16 protein-coding genes are annotated in these 19,174 nt (G+C 40.8%); 10 read left to right on the top strand and 6 right to left on the bottom strand.

Translation table 11 applies throughout. The annotated features are described in order from the left end of the window. Positions 1-232 precede the first annotated feature (232 nt). From H6541_01030 to H6541_01040, 3 genes are all read right to left on the bottom strand, one after another. Positions 233-2,323 (bottom strand): Omp28-related outer membrane protein, encoded by a 2,091-nt coding sequence (locus H6541_01030; GenBank protein MCB9014346.1) that lies wholly within the window; start codon positions 2,321-2,323, stop codon positions 233-235. A 272-nt stretch (positions 2,324-2,595) separates the two neighbouring features. Then, a complete protein-coding gene (locus H6541_01035) occupies positions 2,596-2,976 on the bottom strand; it encodes a hypothetical protein (GenBank protein MCB9014347.1) in 381 nt (126 codons plus the stop codon). A 79-nt stretch (positions 2,977-3,055) separates the two neighbouring features. Next, positions 3,056-4,291: a competence/damage-inducible protein A gene (locus tag H6541_01040; protein MCB9014348.1), complete on the bottom strand. Its 1,236-nt coding sequence runs from the start codon at positions 4,289-4,291 to the stop codon at positions 3,056-3,058. A gap of 368 nt (positions 4,292-4,659) precedes the next feature. Here H6541_01040 and H6541_01045 point away from each other — a divergent pair, with 368 nt between their 5' ends. The 5 genes from H6541_01045 (at position 4,660) to H6541_01065 (ending at position 9,116) form a co-directional block, all read left to right on the top strand. Continuing rightward, entirely contained in the window at positions 4,660-5,196 is a 537-nt protein-coding gene (locus tag H6541_01045; protein ID MCB9014349.1) for a sigma-70 family RNA polymerase sigma factor, read from the top strand. Continuing rightward, on the top strand, positions 5,160-6,494 hold the full coding sequence (locus tag H6541_01050; GenBank protein MCB9014350.1) for an outer membrane beta-barrel protein: 1,335 nt from the start codon (positions 5,160-5,162) through the stop codon (positions 6,492-6,494). Before H6541_01045 ends, H6541_01050 begins: the two co-directional genes overlap by 37 nt. A gap of 77 nt (positions 6,495-6,571) precedes the next feature. Continuing rightward, the gene (locus tag H6541_01055; protein ID MCB9014351.1) at positions 6,572-7,864 is read left to right on the top strand and encodes a hypothetical protein; all 1,293 of its coding nucleotides are present in this window, start codon (positions 6,572-6,574) and stop codon (positions 7,862-7,864) included. A 14-nt stretch (positions 7,865-7,878) separates the two neighbouring features. Further along, positions 7,879-8,634: a hypothetical protein gene (locus H6541_01060; GenBank protein MCB9014352.1), complete on the top strand. Its 756-nt coding sequence runs from the start codon at positions 7,879-7,881 to the stop codon at positions 8,632-8,634. A gap of 35 nt (positions 8,635-8,669) precedes the next feature. Beyond that, complete coding sequence (locus tag H6541_01065; GenBank protein ID MCB9014353.1) at positions 8,670-9,116, top strand: hypothetical protein; 447 nt, start codon at positions 8,670-8,672, stop codon at positions 9,114-9,116. A gap of 42 nt (positions 9,117-9,158) precedes the next feature. On the opposite strand, the gene H6541_01070 is transcribed toward H6541_01065, so the two are convergent. After that, positions 9,159-10,031, bottom strand: coding sequence for a universal stress protein (locus H6541_01070; protein ID MCB9014354.1), 873 nt, complete (start codon positions 10,029-10,031; stop codon positions 9,159-9,161). A 79-nt stretch (positions 10,032-10,110) separates the two neighbouring features. Between H6541_01070 and H6541_01075 the strand changes: the two genes are divergently transcribed. Beyond that, positions 10,111-10,992: a nucleoside phosphorylase gene (locus H6541_01075; GenBank protein ID MCB9014355.1), complete on the top strand. Its 882-nt coding sequence runs from the start codon at positions 10,111-10,113 to the stop codon at positions 10,990-10,992. A gap of 120 nt (positions 10,993-11,112) precedes the next feature. Next, positions 11,113-11,988 carry a hypothetical protein gene (locus H6541_01080; GenBank protein ID MCB9014356.1) on the top strand — a complete coding sequence of 292 codons (876 nt, stop codon included), beginning with the start codon at positions 11,113-11,115 and terminating at the stop codon, positions 11,986-11,988. A 117-nt stretch (positions 11,989-12,105) separates the two neighbouring features. Here H6541_01080 and H6541_01085 read toward each other — a convergent pair whose 3' ends face one another. After that, positions 12,106-13,059: a phosphoribosylaminoimidazolesuccinocarboxamide synthase gene (locus H6541_01085; protein ID MCB9014357.1), complete on the bottom strand. Its 954-nt coding sequence runs from the start codon at positions 13,057-13,059 to the stop codon at positions 12,106-12,108. A 38-nt stretch (positions 13,060-13,097) separates the two neighbouring features. Then, complete coding sequence (locus tag H6541_01090) at positions 13,098-14,816, bottom strand: alpha-glucosidase C-terminal domain-containing protein (GenBank protein MCB9014358.1); 1,719 nt, start codon at positions 14,814-14,816, stop codon at positions 13,098-13,100. A gap of 187 nt (positions 14,817-15,003) precedes the next feature. Between H6541_01090 and H6541_01095 the strand changes: the two genes are divergently transcribed. The 3 genes from H6541_01095 to H6541_01105 all read left to right on the top strand — a co-directional run bounded on the left by H6541_01095 (position 15,004) and on the right by H6541_01105 (position 19,158). Then, entirely contained in the window at positions 15,004-16,188 is a 1,185-nt protein-coding gene (locus tag H6541_01095; GenBank protein MCB9014359.1) for a PDZ domain-containing protein, read from the top strand. A 196-nt stretch (positions 16,189-16,384) separates the two neighbouring features. Continuing rightward, a complete protein-coding gene (locus H6541_01100) occupies positions 16,385-18,268 on the top strand; it encodes a glycoside hydrolase family 13 protein (protein MCB9014360.1) in 1,884 nt (627 codons plus the stop codon). Positions 18,269-18,390: 122 nt separating this feature from the next. Next, entirely contained in the window at positions 18,391-19,158 is a 768-nt protein-coding gene (locus H6541_01105) for a glycoside hydrolase family 25 protein (GenBank protein ID MCB9014361.1), read from the top strand. Positions 19,159-19,174: the final 16 nt, after the last annotated feature.

Raw genomic sequence — 19,174 nt, forward strand, 5'->3', positions numbered from 1 at the left:
TGAAATACCAGACGCCAGAGTCGTTGTGTTAATTTATGATGATATTACAAATTCAGGGAAAGTTTGTGATTATCACATATAAAAAATCGGGCAGTGTAAACTGCTGTTTTTTTATTTTGGCTGAGAAAAGGGAGGAGATTTCCCCTCAAAACCGGGGTGTCATATGATTTTGTAGTTAAGCAAAAAAAAGGTGGCCTTTAAAGCCACCTTTTTCAATTTATCTGTAAATTAATTACTTAATAACTGTAAGCTTGCGGGCTTCCGAAACTTTGTTTCCAGCTACAATGCGGTAAGAGTACAACCCGGAAGAGAGATTACTCAAATCGATGCGTTGAAGCAGGGTTTTGCCAATTTCCTGTTGTAAGACCATATTTCCACTCAGGTTGTAAATTTCGAGTAAACCACCTGCAGCAGCTTCAGTTACTTTAATGTAAGTAAAATCACTTGCCGGGTTTGGATAGTTCTGTCCATTCATCAAAGTGTTAACAGCGGCATCGTATTCAACGCCTGTCATTTCATTGGTGAGCCACTCGTGAGTGAGGCTTATAATTTGATTTCTTACAGCGACATCGCTCAACATCTCAAGACCTACGCCGAAATAAACCGAACGGTAATTGGTTGCATTATACTTTACAGCGGCTCCCAGTGATGTGGTGTTGTAATTAAAAATAATGTCAGCACCTGTCCCTGCGGTAATTACATCCGGATACATATTTCCGCCATAAACGTCAACAATGTTAGTTTGAGCTACAGTTCCATAAATCGGATCTTCGGTGTTGGCGTTCAGTTTGTTGTTGGCGGTGGAACCGTCATTTGTAAAACCAGCATTCAGGTAATTGGTGTAAAAGCCGCGGGTAATTGCATTGCCATTCGAGCCGCTGGCTCCGCTCATGATATCCCATCCGATGTCTTGTCCGCCAATAAAAAGGCTGTGACCGGCATCCATAAAGTCCATTACAGCTTCGGCCTGATCATCAGTAAGTGTAGGGAATGTCCAGGCAATGTTTAACCAGATGGTAAATACATCCTGAAAAGCATTTGCATTGATCATGTCGCGCATCACATTGGCGTTTGTAACAGCATAAGAAGTAATGCCGGAAGCTGCGAGTCCGTCAAGGTAAACTCCCTGATGAGTTGTAGCTTCGGGTCCTCCGGTTGCATTAACAACCAAATCTGTAACCCCTGCGATGGCCATTACCCTGTAATATTTTTCAGGAGCGCCGGGATAGTTGGCAGATCTCATTTTTAAAACATACCCGGGAAATCCTGCGCTTTCTCCTGCTAAAACTTTAATACTAATGTTTTTGGGAGTGCCTTTGGTAAGGTCAATAGTTGCAGCACTGGTGTATTCTTCGCCATCAATGATGAATGAAGCTGACCAGTCGGCTGGCGCATTTTCAGCCTCCAGGGTGAAATTAAATGGCTCGGATCCTTCTATTCCGCTGGTAGCCTCCACATTGAATATGTTTTCAAAGCCCTGATAACCGCGTTGAATGTAAGGCTCTTCTGAAGCTATACTGCCAATGTACATATTTGACCCGCCGATGGCATCAACCTCGTCGCCAGTATATATTTCCTGGTGATCTTTGGTGACAAAAACCACGACTTTCATATTGGGCACAACGGCCGGTACATTGTTGATGGCATCGGGAACAACATATGAATATGAGCGGGTTACCAGCGTTCCGGCTGTAGTAGTTGTAACTTCATCGCCCCATTGACCTGTAATCATATGGCGCAGCATGTGCATGTGAAGGTAATTGTTTCCTGCACCTCCATTTGTTTGAGGACCGTAAATGCTGTCCTGAATCAACGCAACATTTATAAAATTGGATGCGGTTGGAGCATCGGCAGTGTAATATAACTCTACCTGTACGGTTATACGGCGTGTTAAAGGGTCGAAAGTTGATGCAATGCCAACATTCACAGGAGAATTTTGTGTAATTATCTGTCCAACAGCACCTGACCATGAGCCACGTCCCAGTGCTGTATTGGATCCGGAAAATACATGGCGGTTTACTGTTCCTGAAGGATAACCGGTTAAACCTGTCTGACCTGCAATGGCATCGCCAAAGCTGGTGCGATAATCAGGTTCACTGCCCGAAGGGACCGCAAAAGAGCCCTGATGAATGGCTATAACAAAGGCCCTGCCTGGATTGGCCTCTAAAATTGATTTTGCTATGGCATGGCCGTCAGGGCAATACTGGCAGTGTATGCCTGTAAATTCTTCTAAAACTGCATTCTTTAACATGGGCTCGGTGCTTACAAGTACCTGAGCTGAAAGTCCGATGCTTAAACAAATGCCAAGAAAGAAAAGAGTCATTTTTTTTCATTTCAATTGTCGTTTTTGGTGATTAATAGGATTGATTATTGTGTGCAGATGCAAATGTGCAAAAAATATAGAGAAATATTGAAAAGAAGAGTTGTGTTTTGAAATTTTATTAAAAATTAGGTTCGTTGTTTTACTATTAAGTGTACCAAATAATGCCCGGATTGATTGAATTTGGTGCAGGATAATTGATTATGCTGTCATTGATTTGACAATCGGAAAGGTAATGTATGGTTACCCAAATAATTATTGTTCTTTCCGGGAGGTTAATGCAATGCAACAATTACAGCGCCGGTAATATAGGCAACGACCCACCATATGTACGCATACCTGGAGTAAAGATGTAGTTTGGAAGTTACCTGAACAGGGCCGTTGGCTGATAGTTTAAGTTTCCATAATAAAATGGCGTCAATCAACATTGCAGCCAAAGCCAGGTAGCCAATAACTCCATGGAAGGTGATAAAAGAATTGGCCGAACCAATAATCATACATGCAGTGGCGGTGATATCCAGTATAACTCCGGCAGTCAGAAATGTCAATACAAAAGGGGTAACAATTTTTCTTCTCTGTTCGGTGATAATAGCAACCGAATAAAAAACAAGGGCGAGGTTTACAATAATAACCCCGGCAGTCAGGATTGGATTCATGGGAAAAATTTTGATTATTTAGCCCAAAAATACAAATTGTTTGACCTTACTCAACTAAATATTCACATATGGGGATAAATTATTGTTTAATTTGTTTCATGAGCATATCGAGCGCTGCAAGTGCGGCCCTGCGAATATTCCGGCCACGATGTTCGCCGAAGGTAAATTTTTTTGTTTCAGCTCCATTGGGTGAAAGTACACAAATCCATGTTGTGCCTACAGGTTTCTCTTCTGTGCCTCCATCGGGGCCTGCAATGCCTGAAACAGCAATGGCACATTTAACATGAAACAGTTTAATGAGGCCTGCAGCCATTTCAAAAACAGTTTCTTCGCTAACGGCTCCTTTTCTGCTAATGGTGTCAGAAGAAACGCCAAGGATATTTTCTTTGATTTCGTTTGAATAGGCTACCACTGACCCTTTAAAATATGATGAGCTTCCGGCTATGCTGGTAAGCAGGTGTGCAATGTACCCTCCGGTGCAACTTTCGGCAGTTGCAAGTGTGTAATTTTGTTGCTTCAAATAATTTCCCACAACAGCCTCAAGTGTATCCTCATTTTCACCAAAAATATATTCAGGAATTAGTTCGTAGAGTTTGTCAATTTGAAATTCAACCTCTTTTTCCAATTTTGCTTTGTCTTGCCCTGATGCGCTGAGTCTTAGCCTTACAATACCCGGCTGTGGAAGATAGGCCAACTTGATAAAGTGAGGCAGATTGTTTTCCCAGTTTTCAATTTTAGCGGCCAGAAATGATTCACCGACGCCTTGTGTCAGAATTGTACGATGTACCAGGGCGATTTCACTGAAGTGCTGCAGGCGGGGCAGGATTTGTTCTGTCATCAGCGCTTTCATCTCAAAAGGGACTCCGGGGACTGAAACAAAAATTTTCCCGTTTTTATTAAACCACATACCGGGGGCGGTGCCATTCACATTCAGCAATGGGGTGCAACTTTCAGGGACCTCAGCCTGCGCCCTGTTGACTGGTGTCATTTTAAAGCGCCTGAGGTCAAATAACCTTGTTATATTATCGTATGATTCCTGATGAAAGACCAATTTGGTGTTAAAATACTCACAGAGGGTGGCTTTGGTAATATCGTCGCGTGTTGGGCCTAAGCCTCCTGACATAATAATAATATCTGCACGTGTTTCTGCATCCCTCAGTGTGTTGAGAATGTGCTCGCGATTGTCTGAAATGCTGGTTATTTGAGCAACTTTTATGCCCGAAAGATTAAGTTGTTCGGCCATCCAGGCTGAATTGGTATCAATTACCTGTCCAATCAGAAGTTCATCGCCTATTGTTATGATTTCAGCTTTCATCAGAGATTTGGGGTGAGATTATAGTTAATTGTGTCTTTTTGTAAGCAAAGTCGGATGTTCAATGATGGAACAAATTTAGGCCAATTATGTATTAAGTGTTCTTTAATTCTCTGTAAAATATTGAATGTTTCGCAACGATACGGACTATGAAAATTATGCACTATTAAGGGGATGTATCAGATGTTAGCTTTTTGATGAGGTGTATTGATGTGCAGGTTTTAAAGGATATAATGGAACGTGCTGCAGGAATTTTATTTACATTCGTGCATGTTTCTATAATTTGCAAGATTTTGTAAAAAATTATGCAACCATTTGATAGCCCCTGCATCTTAACCTAGTTCCGGACTTAACAGCGCTTCTGATTATTAATGGATGAAAAGCAACTTCTGAAAGATTGTCTTAATGGCAATGTACATGCACAGAAGCGTTTGTACGAAATGTATTCCCGAAAAATGTTCGGGGTATGTCTTCGTTATGCTGCTGACCCTGGTATGGCCGAAGATTTTTTACAGGAGGGCTTTATAAAGGTGTTTTCAAGGTTGCATAGTTTTAAGTTCCAAGGGTCGTTTGAAGGATGGGTCAGGCGCATAATGATTAATACTTCACTGGAAATGCTCAGAAAGCATGATGTGTTGAGATATAGCCAGGGAATTGACAGTTCAATGCCTTTGCAGGATGATGCGACAGATGATAATGAAGCAATGGAGATTGATTCCGAAACATTATTTAGCGTTTTTCAGGAGATGCCTCCTGGTTTCAGAACCGTGTTTAATCTTTATGCAATAGAGGATTATTCACACAAGGAAATTGGAGCTATGTTGAAAATCAGCGAGGGAACGTCTAAATCTCAGTATGCCAGGGCAAGATTATGGCTTCAGAAAAGATTAGCGGAAATAAAGCTATGAATGGATCTCACAAACATAATGATGATATTAAAGACTTTGTAAAATCAAGTCTTTCACAGTTCGAAGCCGAGCCGCCTGCTGATTTGTGGGATAAAATTGAACTCCGGATGCGAAGGCGCAGAAGAATTGTTTTTTATAGAATATCGGCCATTGCCGCCTCTGTATTGTTGCTATTCTCGCTTGGTTTTTTGTTTGTTCCCCGTTATTTTGCTGATTTGAATCAACCATCTGTGGGTGCTCTTCAAAAAACAGATTCTGGTCATGTGCAAAAAATTCTTTCAAATTTGCCATCTGCTAATCTGAAAAAAGAAGATGATCGTTTTGTTGAAGAAGGCTTATCGCTTGTTGTAACACCTGGTCAGCATCATTTGCGGCCTTTGACTCCTGAAACAAACAAGCATTCGGAACCCATTGAGTCAAAAAAGAATGAATCATTTTTGCTGTCAGGTGAAAACCAGGAGATTCAGCACATTCAACTTTCAGGCAATGATGCCACAAATGATTCAATTGAATTAATGGCTGACAAAACGGAAGTCATTCCTGAAAAGAATCAGGCCATCCAACTTCTTATTACCGATGGTAAAGGGAGTTTGATTTTGGATTCACCTGCTGACAAAAAGAAAATTATTTCAAAATGGTCAATGGCAGTGGGTTATGGAACCACTTCTTCAATTGAATTAGCTCAAAAAGCTACGGAAATGAGCTCGCCTGCAGGTAATTATACATTTGATGCATTTTCATCGGAACTTGCCAATGAAACGCTTTATTTTGAAGAGGTTGAGGCCACAACTCATCAATCGCCTGTTACATTTGGCGTTATGTTAAGCAGGAGATGGGGAGGGAAATGGAATGTTGAAACCGGGCTTGTTTACACACAGTTGGGCTATATGGTAAAAACACGCGAATTCAGCAACTCTTACCGCGAATATCACAACGAGTTATACTATTTGGGAATTCCGATAGGTGTCAGGTTGAGCATTTTAGATCGAAAAAGGTATGGTATTTTTGCCTCTCAATCTTTGATTTTTGAAAAGGGGATGGCTGGCCGGACCTCTATCCAAACCTACACAAACAATGTGATTTCTTCTACCGAAAATGATTATCTGGGTATCAGAGGTGTGCAAATATCTTCCTTGTCGGGGCTGGGAGCCGAGATTAAATTTGGGGGAAATCTGTCGGTTTATGGCCAAACCGGGGTACAGATATTCTTTTTGAACAGAACTCAGCCTTATAATATTCGCAGCGCCCGCATGGCATGGCCTTCATTTCAGGCGGGCCTGAGAATCCAATTAGATTAATCCTGATTATTTTTCACCCGGGAGTGCAACCATTCAAGGGGTTCTTCATCTTTCTTTTGATTTTAAAACCAAAACACATGAAAGCAAACTATTTTTCTGTGGCAGGATTATTTTTTCTGTTATGCATGGCTGTTTCGTTCAGCTCTTGTCAGGATAAAACATTTGAGGAGGTTACCTATACGGCCAATGTGCCTGTTTACATGGGCTTTGATGAATTCAGAAGTGCAGTAAAAAGGACTTCGCCTCACGAGCTTGTTCATCCGGGAAAAATATACTTTAAGGATAATTATTTATTTATTAATGAATATCACGAAGGTGTTCATGTAATTGATAACAGTAATCCTGCATCCCCACAGGCAGTTGCATTTATTGAAATTCCAGGGAATGTTGATATTGCTATTCGCAACCATACACTTTTTGCTGATAGTTTTATCGATCTGGTTGCTATCGATATTGCCGATCCGAATAATCCGGTTGAAGTCGACAGAGTGGAAAATGCATTTCCAAATGTTCTACCTCCGGTTGATTACTCATTGCCGGTTTATGGGCTTGACTTTGAAAAGGGGGTTGTAATCGGATGGGAAACCAAAGATGTGACAGAAGTTATTGAAAAGGGAGCTGACTATAACCGTGAAATCCTTTATTACGATGGGTTGGGGGTTCCTGCTATTGGTAACAATGAAGTTAGCATCGGGCCTTCTGCTTCAGGAATCAGCGGCTCAATGGCGCGTTTTACGCTCAACAGTGATTATTTGTATGCTGTTCATAATAATACGCTTAAAGTTTTCAACATTGCTGCAACTCCGGGCATTGTTACCGGACAGCCAGTGTCTCTTGATCGGCAGGTTGAGACAATTTTTCCTTACAATAATAAATTATTTTTGGGAACCACCACCGGAATGATGGTTTATGATTTAAGTTCACCTGCTACTCCTGCTTTTGTTTCGGTTTTTACACATATTAACTCGTGCGATCCGGTAGTGGTTGAAGGAAATCTGGCTTATGTTACACTCAGGTCGGGTACGCAATGTAACGGTTTTACAAATCAACTGGATGTAATTGATATTTCTTCAGTTTCAAATCCATTTCTGATAAAGTCTTATCCATTGTTTAACCCTCATGGACTTGGAATTGATAATCATATTCTATTTATCTGCGATGGCGATGCAGGTTTGAAAATATATGATGCAACCGACCCTTTGAATATTCATATGAATCAGATTGCTCATTTCCCGGATATTAAAACGTATGATGTGATCCCATACAACGGCTTACTGATGATGGTAGGCAGCGATGGTTTGTATCAATATGATTATTCCGATTTGGCAAATATTTCACTTATTAGCCGGATTCCGGTAGTTCAGCCATGATAATAATGACTAAAATGAGTTTTATCAGAAGTCCAAGGCAATTGTTATTTTTAACTGTGTTTCTGGCGTTGTTGCCTGTTACCCATCTTTGGGCTCAGCACAAAAATCGTGATGCAGTTTATCTCCGGCAAGGCTCTGTTGTAACCGGTGTTCTTACCATGTACGATAGCATTCAGGGTATTAGTATTACAAACAAATGCGGGATTTGGAAATTTAGCTTTGCCGAGGTTGACAGTGTGAAGCTATTTGCCCGTGTTCAAAACGCAACCTGGTCAAAATCCGGTTATTATAACCTGAGTTCGGTTGGCTTGTTGTTTGGCGAAGGTTCTGATGGGTATAAGCCTTATGTTTCACTTACCATGGTTAATGGTTGGCAGTTTAATCAGCATTTGTATGCAGGAGCCGGAATTGGCTATGAATTTTACGAATGGGGTGTAATGCCTTTATTTGCTGATGTAAAGTATATTTTGAACTCCAACCCTGTAACTCCGGTGTTTTCATGCAGAGTCGGATATGGTTTTCCGCTTTCAAAAAGTAACAATAATTCTGATTTTTATGAGCCCGCAGGTAAGACCTTTGGCGGCGTTTTGCTGAATCCTGAAGTGGGAATAGGTATTCCAATAGGGCAAAATGCGTTGCTTATCAGTTTAGGGTATCACTATCAGGAACTGTCTTATGAAGAGCAATTATACCAATGGTCTTATTATCAATCAAAGCGGGTTTATACCCATTTTAACCGTATTTCGTTAAGATTGGGGTTTGTTTTTTAGGTGATATGAAAGTAAATAATTCAAAAAGAACTCAAATGAAATCAGATACCTTTAAAATTCTGTTACTCCCGTTGATTTTGATTTTTGCCATTGTTTCCTGTTCAAAGAAATCAGAAGAAACGTTTGAAAATAAGATAAATGGCAAGTGGGAACTGGTAAGAATGACCGGTTCATTTGAAAATACAGAAACGGCAGGTGCTGATATGGAATGGAATGAGACTTACACTTTTAATGCCAACGGCACATTTGCCAAAACCAGAACAGCAGCGGGCGTGCAATCATCAGCAACAGGAAAATATTCATTATTCACTGATGCTCAGGGAGTGCATTATGTGCAGTTGGAATATGATAGCGCCAGTCCATTGGTTGGAGGCTGTTACTCTGATGTGAATGAGGAGTTATATTTTACGGCCGATCATTTGCTTTCAAGCACCTGGCGCAATTGTGATGGTCCTGGCCTTGATTACAGGAAAATAGAATGAGAAAGACTTGATGCGTCTTCAGGAAGGGTTTTCTATAAGCAATTATCCGTTGTCGTTGTGGCTTTCCTTGGGTATAACTGACATTACCGGTATTTCTGACAATCGGATGAATTCCTGAGCATGAGAGCCTATGAAAAACTCAACCAGTGAAGATTCCTGTTGAGTCATTACAACAATTAAATCAATGTCTTTTTCATTACAGGCATAGTCGAGAATGGCAGGAACCGATGTTTTAGCTCCTGAAGGAGTTTCAATCATTTGAGTGAAGCATTTCAGACCAGCCAATTCAATGGTATTTTTTACATGCGACATCTGTAATTCAAGTTTTGACCGGATTTCAGGATTGTGTGTTGACCACAGGGCTGAGACTGCTTTGATTTGTGCATCGTAAATTTTTGCCATTTTTATAGCCATTCCAATTTTTTGCCTGGTTTCTTTTGTCAAATCAAGTGGCAAAAGTATGGCCCGGCAGCCATTGTAATGATTGGTGCCGCCCACTGTAATTACAGGGCAGCCTGCCATTCTTATTACACGCGAAGTGTTACGCCCTACCATGGGTTTGGTATTGTCAATCAAGGAGTCTTTGCTGCGTGTTCCCATTACAATAAAATCGGCCATAAGCTCATCAGCCACCTCAACAATGGTTGAAAAAGTACGTCCTTGCTGGATGCGGATGTCAGTGTTTATCCCGCTTTTAAATGAAATTTTTGCAGCTACAGTTTCAAGCTCCTCACTTATTTTTTCAAGTAATTCTTCATCCTGATGTTCCTTAAATAAGGCTGAAACAAAACCCGGGAGCTCATGCACGTAAAGCAGGGTTACGTTACTGTGTGTCTTTTGAGCCAGATGAATGGCCTGATCAAGAGCCCGGACTGACTGTGAATTGAAATCATAAGGCACAAGAATATTCTTCATATCACGTTTATTAATACTTACCTTTGTTGTCTAATGGTATTTATTGATGTCTGAATATATTAACAATTAAGAATAGATTATGTCACGAATTGGTGAATCGGAATTGATTTTAAATCCTGATGGAAGTATTTATCACCTGAAGCTTAGACCTTCTGAACTGGCTGATAATATTATTGTAGTAGGCGACCCTGGTCGTGTTCCTGCAATTTCGAAATATTTTGATCGGATTGAAACTGAGCGTCAGAATCGCGAAATTGTAACCCATACTGGTTATATCGGAAACAAAAGAGTTACCGTGCTTTCTACAGGCATGGGTACAGATAACATTGACATTGTTTTGAATGAGCTGGATGCGCTGGCAAATATTGATCTTGAAAAACGGGAAGCCAGGCCGGTACATAAAAGCCTGAATATTGTCAGGCTGGGAACTTCAGGGGCTCTTCAGGCAGGTATACCTGTCGACTCTGTGGTTGCATCTACACATGGAATCGGACTTGATGGTATGTTATATTATTATCAGGGACTGGCGAATGTTATGGAACGCGATATAACCGAGGCATTTATTACCCAAACAGGTTGGCCTGCTTTTTTCCCTCGTCCTTATGCGGTTGCATGCAGTCCATTGTTACTAGCTCACTTTGCCCGTGAATTTCATCAGGGAATGACAGCTACTGCTCCTGGTTTTTACGGACCGCAAGGCAGGGTGCTCCGGCTGGCAACTACACATCCTGATATTAATGGAGCTATTGGCAGTTTTAATTTTAATGGACACCAAATTGCCAATTTTGAGATGGAAACATCAGCTTTGTATGGGCTAAGTAAAATGCTTGGCCACAATGCGCTAACTGTTTGTGCTATCGTAGCCAACAGGGTGGATAAAACCTTTAGCAAAGATTATCATCCGGCAATTGAGTCTTTGATAAAACATGTTCTTGAAAAAATGGAAACACTTCCTGAATAATTTTTGAACAGTAAAACAGGCATCTGTTCTCATTTTGAACGAAACTTCAGCTTCATATGTTGAAAAGTAATGGCTTAAATTAAGCTTTTATTGTCGATATTTGTGTTGTAATCAGGTTTTATGACCATATTCGCAAAATATGACCCACAGCTTGAAGCGCTGATCAGTTTGCTTGATGAACCGGATCCGGGCGCTTTTTCCAAAATCCGGAATCAAATTTTTGCTTACGGTACCAGTGCTGTGCCTGTACTTGAATCGGCATGGGAGCATACGTTTGATCATATGTTGCAGCAGCGAATCGAAGAAATTATTCACAATATTCAGTATGACCAGCTGTTTCTTGACCTGACCCAATGGACACACTACGGGAATGATGATTTGCTTGAAGGATATTTGTTGTTTACAAAATATCAGTATCAAAGCATAGATATTGAAGCCCTCAGGCTCCAAATTCATGTCATTTGCCGCGATATTTGGCTTGAGCTGAACGACAATCTTACTGCACTGGAAAAAGTAAAGGTGCTGAATCACATTATTTTTGATCTTCATAAATTCCAGTTGCCGTTGCGACAAACCACGGAACCACGCTATTTGTTTTTGAATAATTTACTTGATTCGCATACGGGGTACGCTATTTCAATCGGGATACTTTATACTTTGCTTGCTCAAAGGCTTGATTTGCCTGTTAAAGGTATTGTTTTACCGGGCGAACGGTATATCATGGCATGGTACGATCAGGCTGGTATCCGTCAGGGAAAACCAGAAAGAGCGATGTTTTATATCAATCCTGAAAACAGGGGAGGTGTTTTTACCCGTAACGAAATTATAGCTTTGTTCAGAAAACTTAAGATCTCTCCCGATGAGTCATATTTTAAGCCATTTAGCTCGGTAAGGATAGTTGATAAGCTGTTCGAACTGTTATTGTATCTTCGAACTGCAGTTGGTGATGAGAGTCACAATAGCGAAATTGAACATTTGCGTTCAGCATTAAGTTAGCTTGATGGCTTTTTTACCTGAAGGCTGAATTTCAGAAATGGTTGGATGATTTGAAAAAGAAAAGGGCGGTTGAATATTTACATTCAGCCGCCCTCTGTTTTTATAACTTTTTTCAGGTTACCTGTAATATGCAGTTATAAATTTCAAAATATTGTTCTCGACTCTTGCCGGAACATTTGAAATGTCAGCACGATCAAAAGGAGTACCGGTAATGCTTTCAAAAAGCTCAATATATCGCTCTGAAACCTGGTTCACAAATAAATCGGTCATTTCAGGCATTGCCTGTCCTTCCTTTCCCTGGAAATTATTGGCAATCAACCATTCTCTGACAAATTCCTTTGAAAGCTGTTTTTGAGCTTCTCCGGAAGCCTGGCGACGCTCATATCCTTCAAGGTAGAAATAGCGTGATGAGTCAGGAGTGTGGATTTCATCAATCAGGAAGATTTCCTCTCCATCTTTTCCAAATTCATATTTTGTGTCAACCAGAATCAGGCCCATATTTGCGGCCATTTCAGACCCTCTTTGGAAAAGTTTTCTGGTATAATCTTCCAGTTTCAGGTATTCTTCCTCGGTCACAAGTCCGGTTCTCAGGATTTCTTCGCGGGAAATATCTTCGTCGTGACCAACGCTGGCTTTAGTAGTTGGTGTAATGATGGGTTCTGGGAAACGGTCGTTTTCTTTCATTCCATCGGGCATGCTGATGCCGCAAATGGTGCGTTTCCCTTCTTTATATTCTCTCCAGGCATGTCCTGAAAGGTATCCACGGATGACCATCTCCACCTTGAAAGGCTCACAAAGCCTGCCAACCGTAACCATTGGATCAGGAGTGGCAATTTTCCAGTTAGGAACAATGTCGCTTGTAGCGTCAAGAAATTTTGCCGCTATCTGATTCAGAACCTGTCCTTTATAAGGGATTGCGCGGGGTAATACAACATCAAAGGCTGAAATTCTGTCGGTTGTAACCATAATGAGCAGTTCATCTTTGATTTTGTAAACATCACGTACTTTCCCGATATAAAGATCCGTTTGTCCGGGAAGGTTGAAATCGGTTTTTGTGATTGCATTTGTCATGGGTGATATTTTGGTTGATTGATAATTAAAAAGAAAAATCAGGCTTCAAGCCAGACAAAGCCGAATGGAGGCAAAGTTATGGGTGCTTCAACCGGCTTTCCATTAAACAGATTAACGTAGTCAATGTTTGGATCGTCTATGGCATTTATTGTAACTTGTTTGTCTGAAAGATTGTTGAGTATCAGCACTCTCTGTCCGGGCATTGATCTGAAAAAGGCAAGCACAGGTTTTTGATTGCTGGTTCTGTCAGCTATTTCAAACTGCGCCCACTGACTGTCGCCACGACCAAAAACCGGCCATTGATTGCGAATGCTCAGCAGGTTTTTTAAAGTTTTATTAACCTGAGATGTCAATGAATCAGGATTGGCAAGTTCAGCTTCAATGGCATCCCAGTTAAGCGGGCCTCTTACAAAATAGCGGGTATCATCTTTGCCGGTTTCCTTTTTGAAGTTTTCGTAGAACGATTCGTCGTTTAGCCTGGCAAATTCATCACCATAGTATATAATGGGAGTTCCCGGCAGGGTAAGCATAATGCTGTATGCCAATGCAATTTTTTGCGGGTTTCGGTCAAGCAGTTCTGAAATTCTGGCTGAAATCCCTTCGCCAACCCTGAAATCCCATCGGGGATCTTTGCAGTAATGGCCGTGTATGATGGCCCTGTCTTCCGGGGTAACCATTTCAAGTGTTAATTCGTCGTGTAGCCTCAGGAAAGTAAACCATTGGTTATCGCTTGCAATCCGGGGCGTTATAGACGGATGTAAAATTTCATGAACAGGGCTGGCATCCTGAATGGCCAGTGATTTGAAAATCATGGGCATAAGAGGAAAATGATAACCTGCATGACATTCGTCTCCATCGCCAAAATATTTGACAACTTCATGAGGAGGCTGGCAGGCTTCAGCAAGCAATAAGGTATTAGGCCTTACATATTCTAAAACAGCCCTGAAAATTTTTATAATTGTATGGGTTTGAGGCAGGTTTTCGCAGTCGGTGCCATCTTCTTTCCAGATATATGGAATAGCATCGGCCCTGAAACCATCAAGCCCCTGACTTAACCAGAACAATAATATTCTTGAAATTTCAATTAAAACATCAGGGTTCTTGTAGTTTAAGTCAGGCTGAAACTCAAAAAATCTGTGAAAGAAATAGTAATCACCATCTTTTTCCCAATTACTCGGACACATGCCCTTAAACAGCAGGCGGGTCTCTTTATATTTATTGGTGTCTTTGTTCCAGATATAATAATTGCGGAAAGGATTATCAGGCCCTTTTCTTGATTCAACAAACCATGGATGCTCTTCTGAAGTATGATTCATGGCAATATCAAAAATAACACGTATCCCATGTTTGTGTGCTTCGTCCAGAAAGTCGCGGAAAGCTTTTTGTTTTACTTCCATGCTGGTTTCAGCTGGTAATCCAAGCAGTTCGGCTCTGATATTCCGGTAGTCTCTGATGTCGAAACCGGCATCACGCATAGGTGAGTCCAGGATGGGAAGTAACCACAGGCAGGTAATGCCCAGTTCTTTCAGATGGTCAAGTTTTTGTATTAATCCACTGAAGTTACCAGCATAAAAATCGACATAAAGTGAATAAACAACAGCATCTTTATACCAGCCTTCTGGTTCGGGGCTAAATTTATTCTGATTACGTGCATTTTCGAGTTCGTTCAGAAATTCTTCAAGCTTTTTAACACTTTGTTCTGCAGGGTATAATTCTTGCCAGGCATTTCTGATTCTTTCTAATGGGTTGATATTCATGGTTTAATGGTTTGGTGTGCATAGAAGGGTGTTCTATGCAAATTTAATTTTTATTGTACTTTATCTGAAGCCCAGCAATTGTTTTTTATCTTCGTTGTATGAATTTCTTGTAACAATCGATTGCATGAGGGCATTGTATCAGATATTTTTATTCCGTTGTGCGTTTCTGATGGTAATATTAGGGTCGATGACTGTATCAGCCTCTGCTCAATACAACTATTTTGACCTTCCTTTTAATAAAAATAAGTCCACGTTGGACTTTGAGAATTTTGATAACATAGTTATTGTTAAGGCTGTGTTTAATGATTCTATTCCTGTCAGGCTTATTCTTGATAGTGGGGTTGAGGGATTGATTATTACAGATATGAATCTTGTTGGCCAACTTGCGGGCCGTTGTATCCGTAATTTCAGGATTTCAGCTCCCGGCACAATTGAAATTCTTGAAGCTTGTGTTACCAGCCCGGTTAAAGTTAAAATAAAGGGCTTAAATTCTGCGCTTACCAATCTTATTTTGCTCAACGAAGACTATTTTTCACTCGAAGGTTATATCGGAACCAAGGTTGATGGTCTTATCGGGCTTGAGAAGTTCAGAAATCTTGTTGTAACAACAAACTACGATAGGAACGTACTTACTTTTACCAGGCCTTCACATTATAAAATTCCGGCCAAAGCTGAAGTTATTCCTATAAGCATTAGCAGGGGCAAACCGCATATGACAGCCCGAGTAGAGCTTGACAATTTGTCGATTATTGATGTGTGGCTAATGATAGATTCCGGAGCCAATCATCCGTTACTGCTTGAAAATGAAAGCCTGGGCGGATACAAACCCGCCAAATCTATTGAAGCAATTATTGGGAAAGGACTTGCCGGAAACATGAAAGGTTCTTTTGCAAGGACTGGTTGGCTGATGATGGGCAATTACAGACTTGACAATGTATTAACTTCATTTACTGATGACTACTTGCCCGGAGGTGCAGGTCTTAGGCTTAATAGAAATGGGACGCTTGGTGCCGGAGCTTTAGCCAGGTTTAAAGTTACCTTTGATTATTCCAATGAGCATATGATACTGCAAAAGGGAGGTAAATTTCGCGATCCTTTTGAATACAATATGAGTGGGATAACTCTTCGGTCAATGGGGGCAATGTTTAATGTGTTTGAAATCAGCGAAGTAATCCCCGGCTCTCCTGCCGACGATGCCGGAATTAAAGCTGGTGATATACTGGTAGGGATTGATGGTCACTTTACCTTTAATATGAATCTGGGGGAAATTAACCGGAAATTAAGTGCAGGTGAAGGGGTTAAAGTTAACTTACTGCTAAGTCGCAATGGCAAATCGCTTGACTTCAGGTTAAAACTCAGAAAATTGATATAGCCCTATAAGGTCTGGATGAATGCAGTTCATACAGGCAACTACCGTAAAAGGCTTTTTTCTTATCCTGATTATCTGTTTTGCAGTTGCTCGTCAAGTATTCATTTCGAGCCATTCTCACTTGTATTTTTTTGTACTTTTGATGTCAGAATCGTTATTTTAGTAAGTTGCTAACAATTAATTAATAAGCTGTTTATTTATGCAAAACGCTCGCTCAACAAATATTCAAAAGTCCATCGTTTGGATTTTTCTATGTATTTTTTTACTTGGTCCTGCACTGGTTAAGGCTCAGAATTCAGCCGAATTGCGCGTTGAGCCACCATTTTGGTGGGCAGGCATGAACAATAATAAAGTTCAATTATTGGTGCATGGAAAGAACATTGCAGGGTTAAGAGCAGAAATCAATTATCCTGGAGTGTCTGTTCAGGAGCAGATTTTGGTTGAAAATCCTAATTATATTTTTTTGAACTTGTTGCTCGATAAGTCGGTTCAACCGGGGGCTTTTAACCTTGAGCTTACGGCCAAAGGGAAAACAGTTTATTCGTACAGGTATGAAATCAAGCAACGCTCAGAAGGTTCTGCCGGGCGTAAAGGTTTTACTGCTTCAGATGTGGTTTATTTGCTAATGCCAGATCGTTTTGCCAATGGAAATCCTGATAATGACAATATGCCGGGGATGATTGAGAAAGCCGATCGCTCCAACCCTTTGGGCAGGCATGGGGGCGATGTTTCAGGAATCAGGAAACATCTGGATTATTTAAAAGATTTGGGCGTTACTGCACTGTGGATAAATCCACTGCTGGAAAACAACAACAAGGCTTTAACTTATCACGGTTATGCCATTACTGATTTTTACAAAATTGATGCACGTTATGGAACCAATGATGATTATGTTGCCTTGGTAAATGAGGCGCATCAGAAAAACATGAAAATCATCATGGATATGGTCTTCAACCATTGTGGTATCAATCATTGGTTTATCAACGATTTACCTATGAAAAACTGGATTCATCAGTTTCCTGAATATACCCGCTCTAACTTCAGAGCTGAATCCCTGACAGATCCTCATGCATCTGAAGCCGATAAAACACTTATGTTGCAGGGTTGGTTTGATACCAATATGCCTGACCTTGACCAGCGCAATGCATTGTTGAAAGAGTACCTGATTCAAAATAGTATCTGGTGGATTGAATTTGCCGGTCTTGATGGTATTCGCCTTGATACGCAACCCTATCCCTACAAGGAGATGATGACCGAATGGTCAGAAAGGGTATTTGACGAATATCCTGACTTTAGCCTGGTAGGCGAAGCCTGGTTGCAAAAAGAATCAATGACAGCCTATTATCAGAAAGATGCAATAGTAGGCGATGGTTATAATTCGGGAGTGCCTTCTGTTACTGATTTTCCATTGAGTAATGCTATGTCTCAGGCTTTTACCGAAAATGAAGGCTGGTCGGAAGGAATGGCCCGATTGTATTATGTGTTGTCGCAGGATTTTTTATACCACGATCCCTACTCAAACCTTATTTTTCTCGATAACCATGACCTGAACAGGTATTTTAACTCTATTGGAAAAGATTTGCCTGCTCTTAAAATGGCTCTGACGTTCTTATTGACTACCCGTGGAATTCCTCAGATTTATTATGGTACTGAATTGTTAATGGATGGAAATATCGGTGTGAATCATGGAGAAGTCAGAAAAGACTTTCCGGGTGGCTGGCCGGCTGATACCATCAATGCTTTTACCCGGGCAGGAAGGACAGACCTGCAGAATGAGGCATTCGATTATATGCAAAAACTGTTGCAATGGCGTAAAAATAACAAGGCTGTTACACAGGGAACGCTTAAACATTTTGTACCAGAAAACGGGGTTTATGTTTATTTTAGAACTGCCGGTGAGCAAACTGTTATGGTTGTAATTAACCGGAACACCCAGGAGCAGACGCTTGCCACCCGGCGATTTGCTGAGTGCATGAGTGGTTATTCTGCTGGATTTGATGTTTTAAATGGTCGAACAGTAAGTTTAAGCACTGAAATAAAGCTACAGCCCCGTTCGGCCATCGTTCTGGAGCTGCGAAAGTAACAGGTGCGATTTTCCTTTTTTCTTTTCAGTCGCCATGCATGCGGCTTTGTTGAATTTTATTAACTTCTGCCAAATTGATACCAAAGCCAAGAAAAAAAAGCAGGAAAAAAGTTTCAATCAAGTTGCTACTGTTTGCCGGGTTGTTTCTGATTTTGGCTATTGCTGCCGGTCCTTCTGTTTATCGTTATTTGTTTACCCTTTATAAAAGCGGATTTTCATTTTCGGAGGCTGAGCAATATCATAATCTTAAGAACTTCGGAGTGCCTGTTCCTGCTGGCTATGAGGTTCATGGTGTTGATGTTTCTCATCATCAGGGGCGCATCAACTGGGCCGAAGTTGATACAATGAATGTGAATGGCATTACCATCGATTTTGCTTTTTTAAAAGCTACGGAAGGTATCACAAGGCAGGACAGGGAATTTGCCAGAAACTGGAAAAAAACAAAAGACGCTGGTATTCTCAGAGGTGCCTATCATTTTTTTCATCCAACACGGGATGCTGCTGAACAAGCTAAAAATTTCATAAATCAGGTAAAACTGGAGCCGGGTGATTTGCCTCCCGTTCTTGACATTGAAGTGAGTAACCGCAGGTCAAAAAAGGTCATCGTGGATGGCGCTCTTAAATGGTGCCAACTGATTGAGGAACACTATGGAATAAAACCAATTATTTATACAAGCCCGGGGTTCTACAATAAATATCTTGCCGATGATTTTGAAGATTACCCCTTGTGGATTGCTCATTATTATAAAGAAAAGCCTAGTATAAGTCATCGCAAATGGCAATTCTGGCAACATACCGATAAGGCAAAAATTAATGGCATTACCGGTGGTGTGGATTTAAATGTTTTTGTTGGCAGCTTGTCAAAACTCAAAAAATTGTGTGTCGATTAGAAATTTCCTGCTAAAA

It is taken from the genome of Lentimicrobiaceae bacterium (assembly GCA_020636745.1).
Lineage (GTDB): Bacteria > Bacteroidota > Bacteroidia > Bacteroidales > Lentimicrobiaceae > Lentimicrobium.

Bases quoted from the DNA above. Each gene is read 5' to 3' on its own strand.
- H6541_01060 (MCB9014352.1), top strand. From the start codon at position 7,879: ATGAGTTTTATCAGAAGTCCAAGGCAATTGTTATTTTTAACTGTGTTT.
- H6541_01050 (MCB9014350.1), top strand. From the start codon at position 5,160: ATGGCTTCAGAAAAGATTAGCGGAAATAAAGCTATGAATGGATCTCAC.
- H6541_01030 (MCB9014346.1), bottom strand. From the start codon at position 2,323: ATGACTCTTTTCTTTCTTGGCATTTGTTTAAGCATCGGACTTTCAGCT.
- H6541_01040 (MCB9014348.1), bottom strand. From the start codon at position 4,291: ATGAAAGCTGAAATCATAACAATAGGCGATGAACTTCTGATTGGACAG.
- H6541_01055 (MCB9014351.1), top strand. From the start codon at position 6,572: ATGAAAGCAAACTATTTTTCTGTGGCAGGATTATTTTTTCTGTTATGC.
- H6541_01065 (MCB9014353.1), top strand. From the start codon at position 8,670: ATGAAATCAGATACCTTTAAAATTCTGTTACTCCCGTTGATTTTGATT.
- H6541_01045 (MCB9014349.1), top strand. From the start codon at position 4,660: ATGGATGAAAAGCAACTTCTGAAAGATTGTCTTAATGGCAATGTACAT.
- H6541_01100 (MCB9014360.1), top strand. From the start codon at position 16,385: ATGCAAAACGCTCGCTCAACAAATATTCAAAAGTCCATCGTTTGGATT.
- H6541_01075 (MCB9014355.1), top strand. From the start codon at position 10,111: ATGTCACGAATTGGTGAATCGGAATTGATTTTAAATCCTGATGGAAGT.
- H6541_01090 (MCB9014358.1), bottom strand. From the start codon at position 14,816: ATGAATATCAACCCATTAGAAAGAATCAGAAATGCCTGGCAAGAATTA.
- H6541_01095 (MCB9014359.1), top strand. From the start codon at position 15,004: ATGACTGTATCAGCCTCTGCTCAATACAACTATTTTGACCTTCCTTTT.
- H6541_01080 (MCB9014356.1), top strand. From the start codon at position 11,113: ATGACCATATTCGCAAAATATGACCCACAGCTTGAAGCGCTGATCAGT.
- H6541_01085 (MCB9014357.1), bottom strand. From the start codon at position 13,059: ATGACAAATGCAATCACAAAAACCGATTTCAACCTTCCCGGACAAACG.
- H6541_01035 (MCB9014347.1), bottom strand. From the start codon at position 2,976: ATGAATCCAATCCTGACTGCCGGGGTTATTATTGTAAACCTCGCCCTT.
- H6541_01070 (MCB9014354.1), bottom strand. From the start codon at position 10,031: ATGAAGAATATTCTTGTGCCTTATGATTTCAATTCACAGTCAGTCCGG.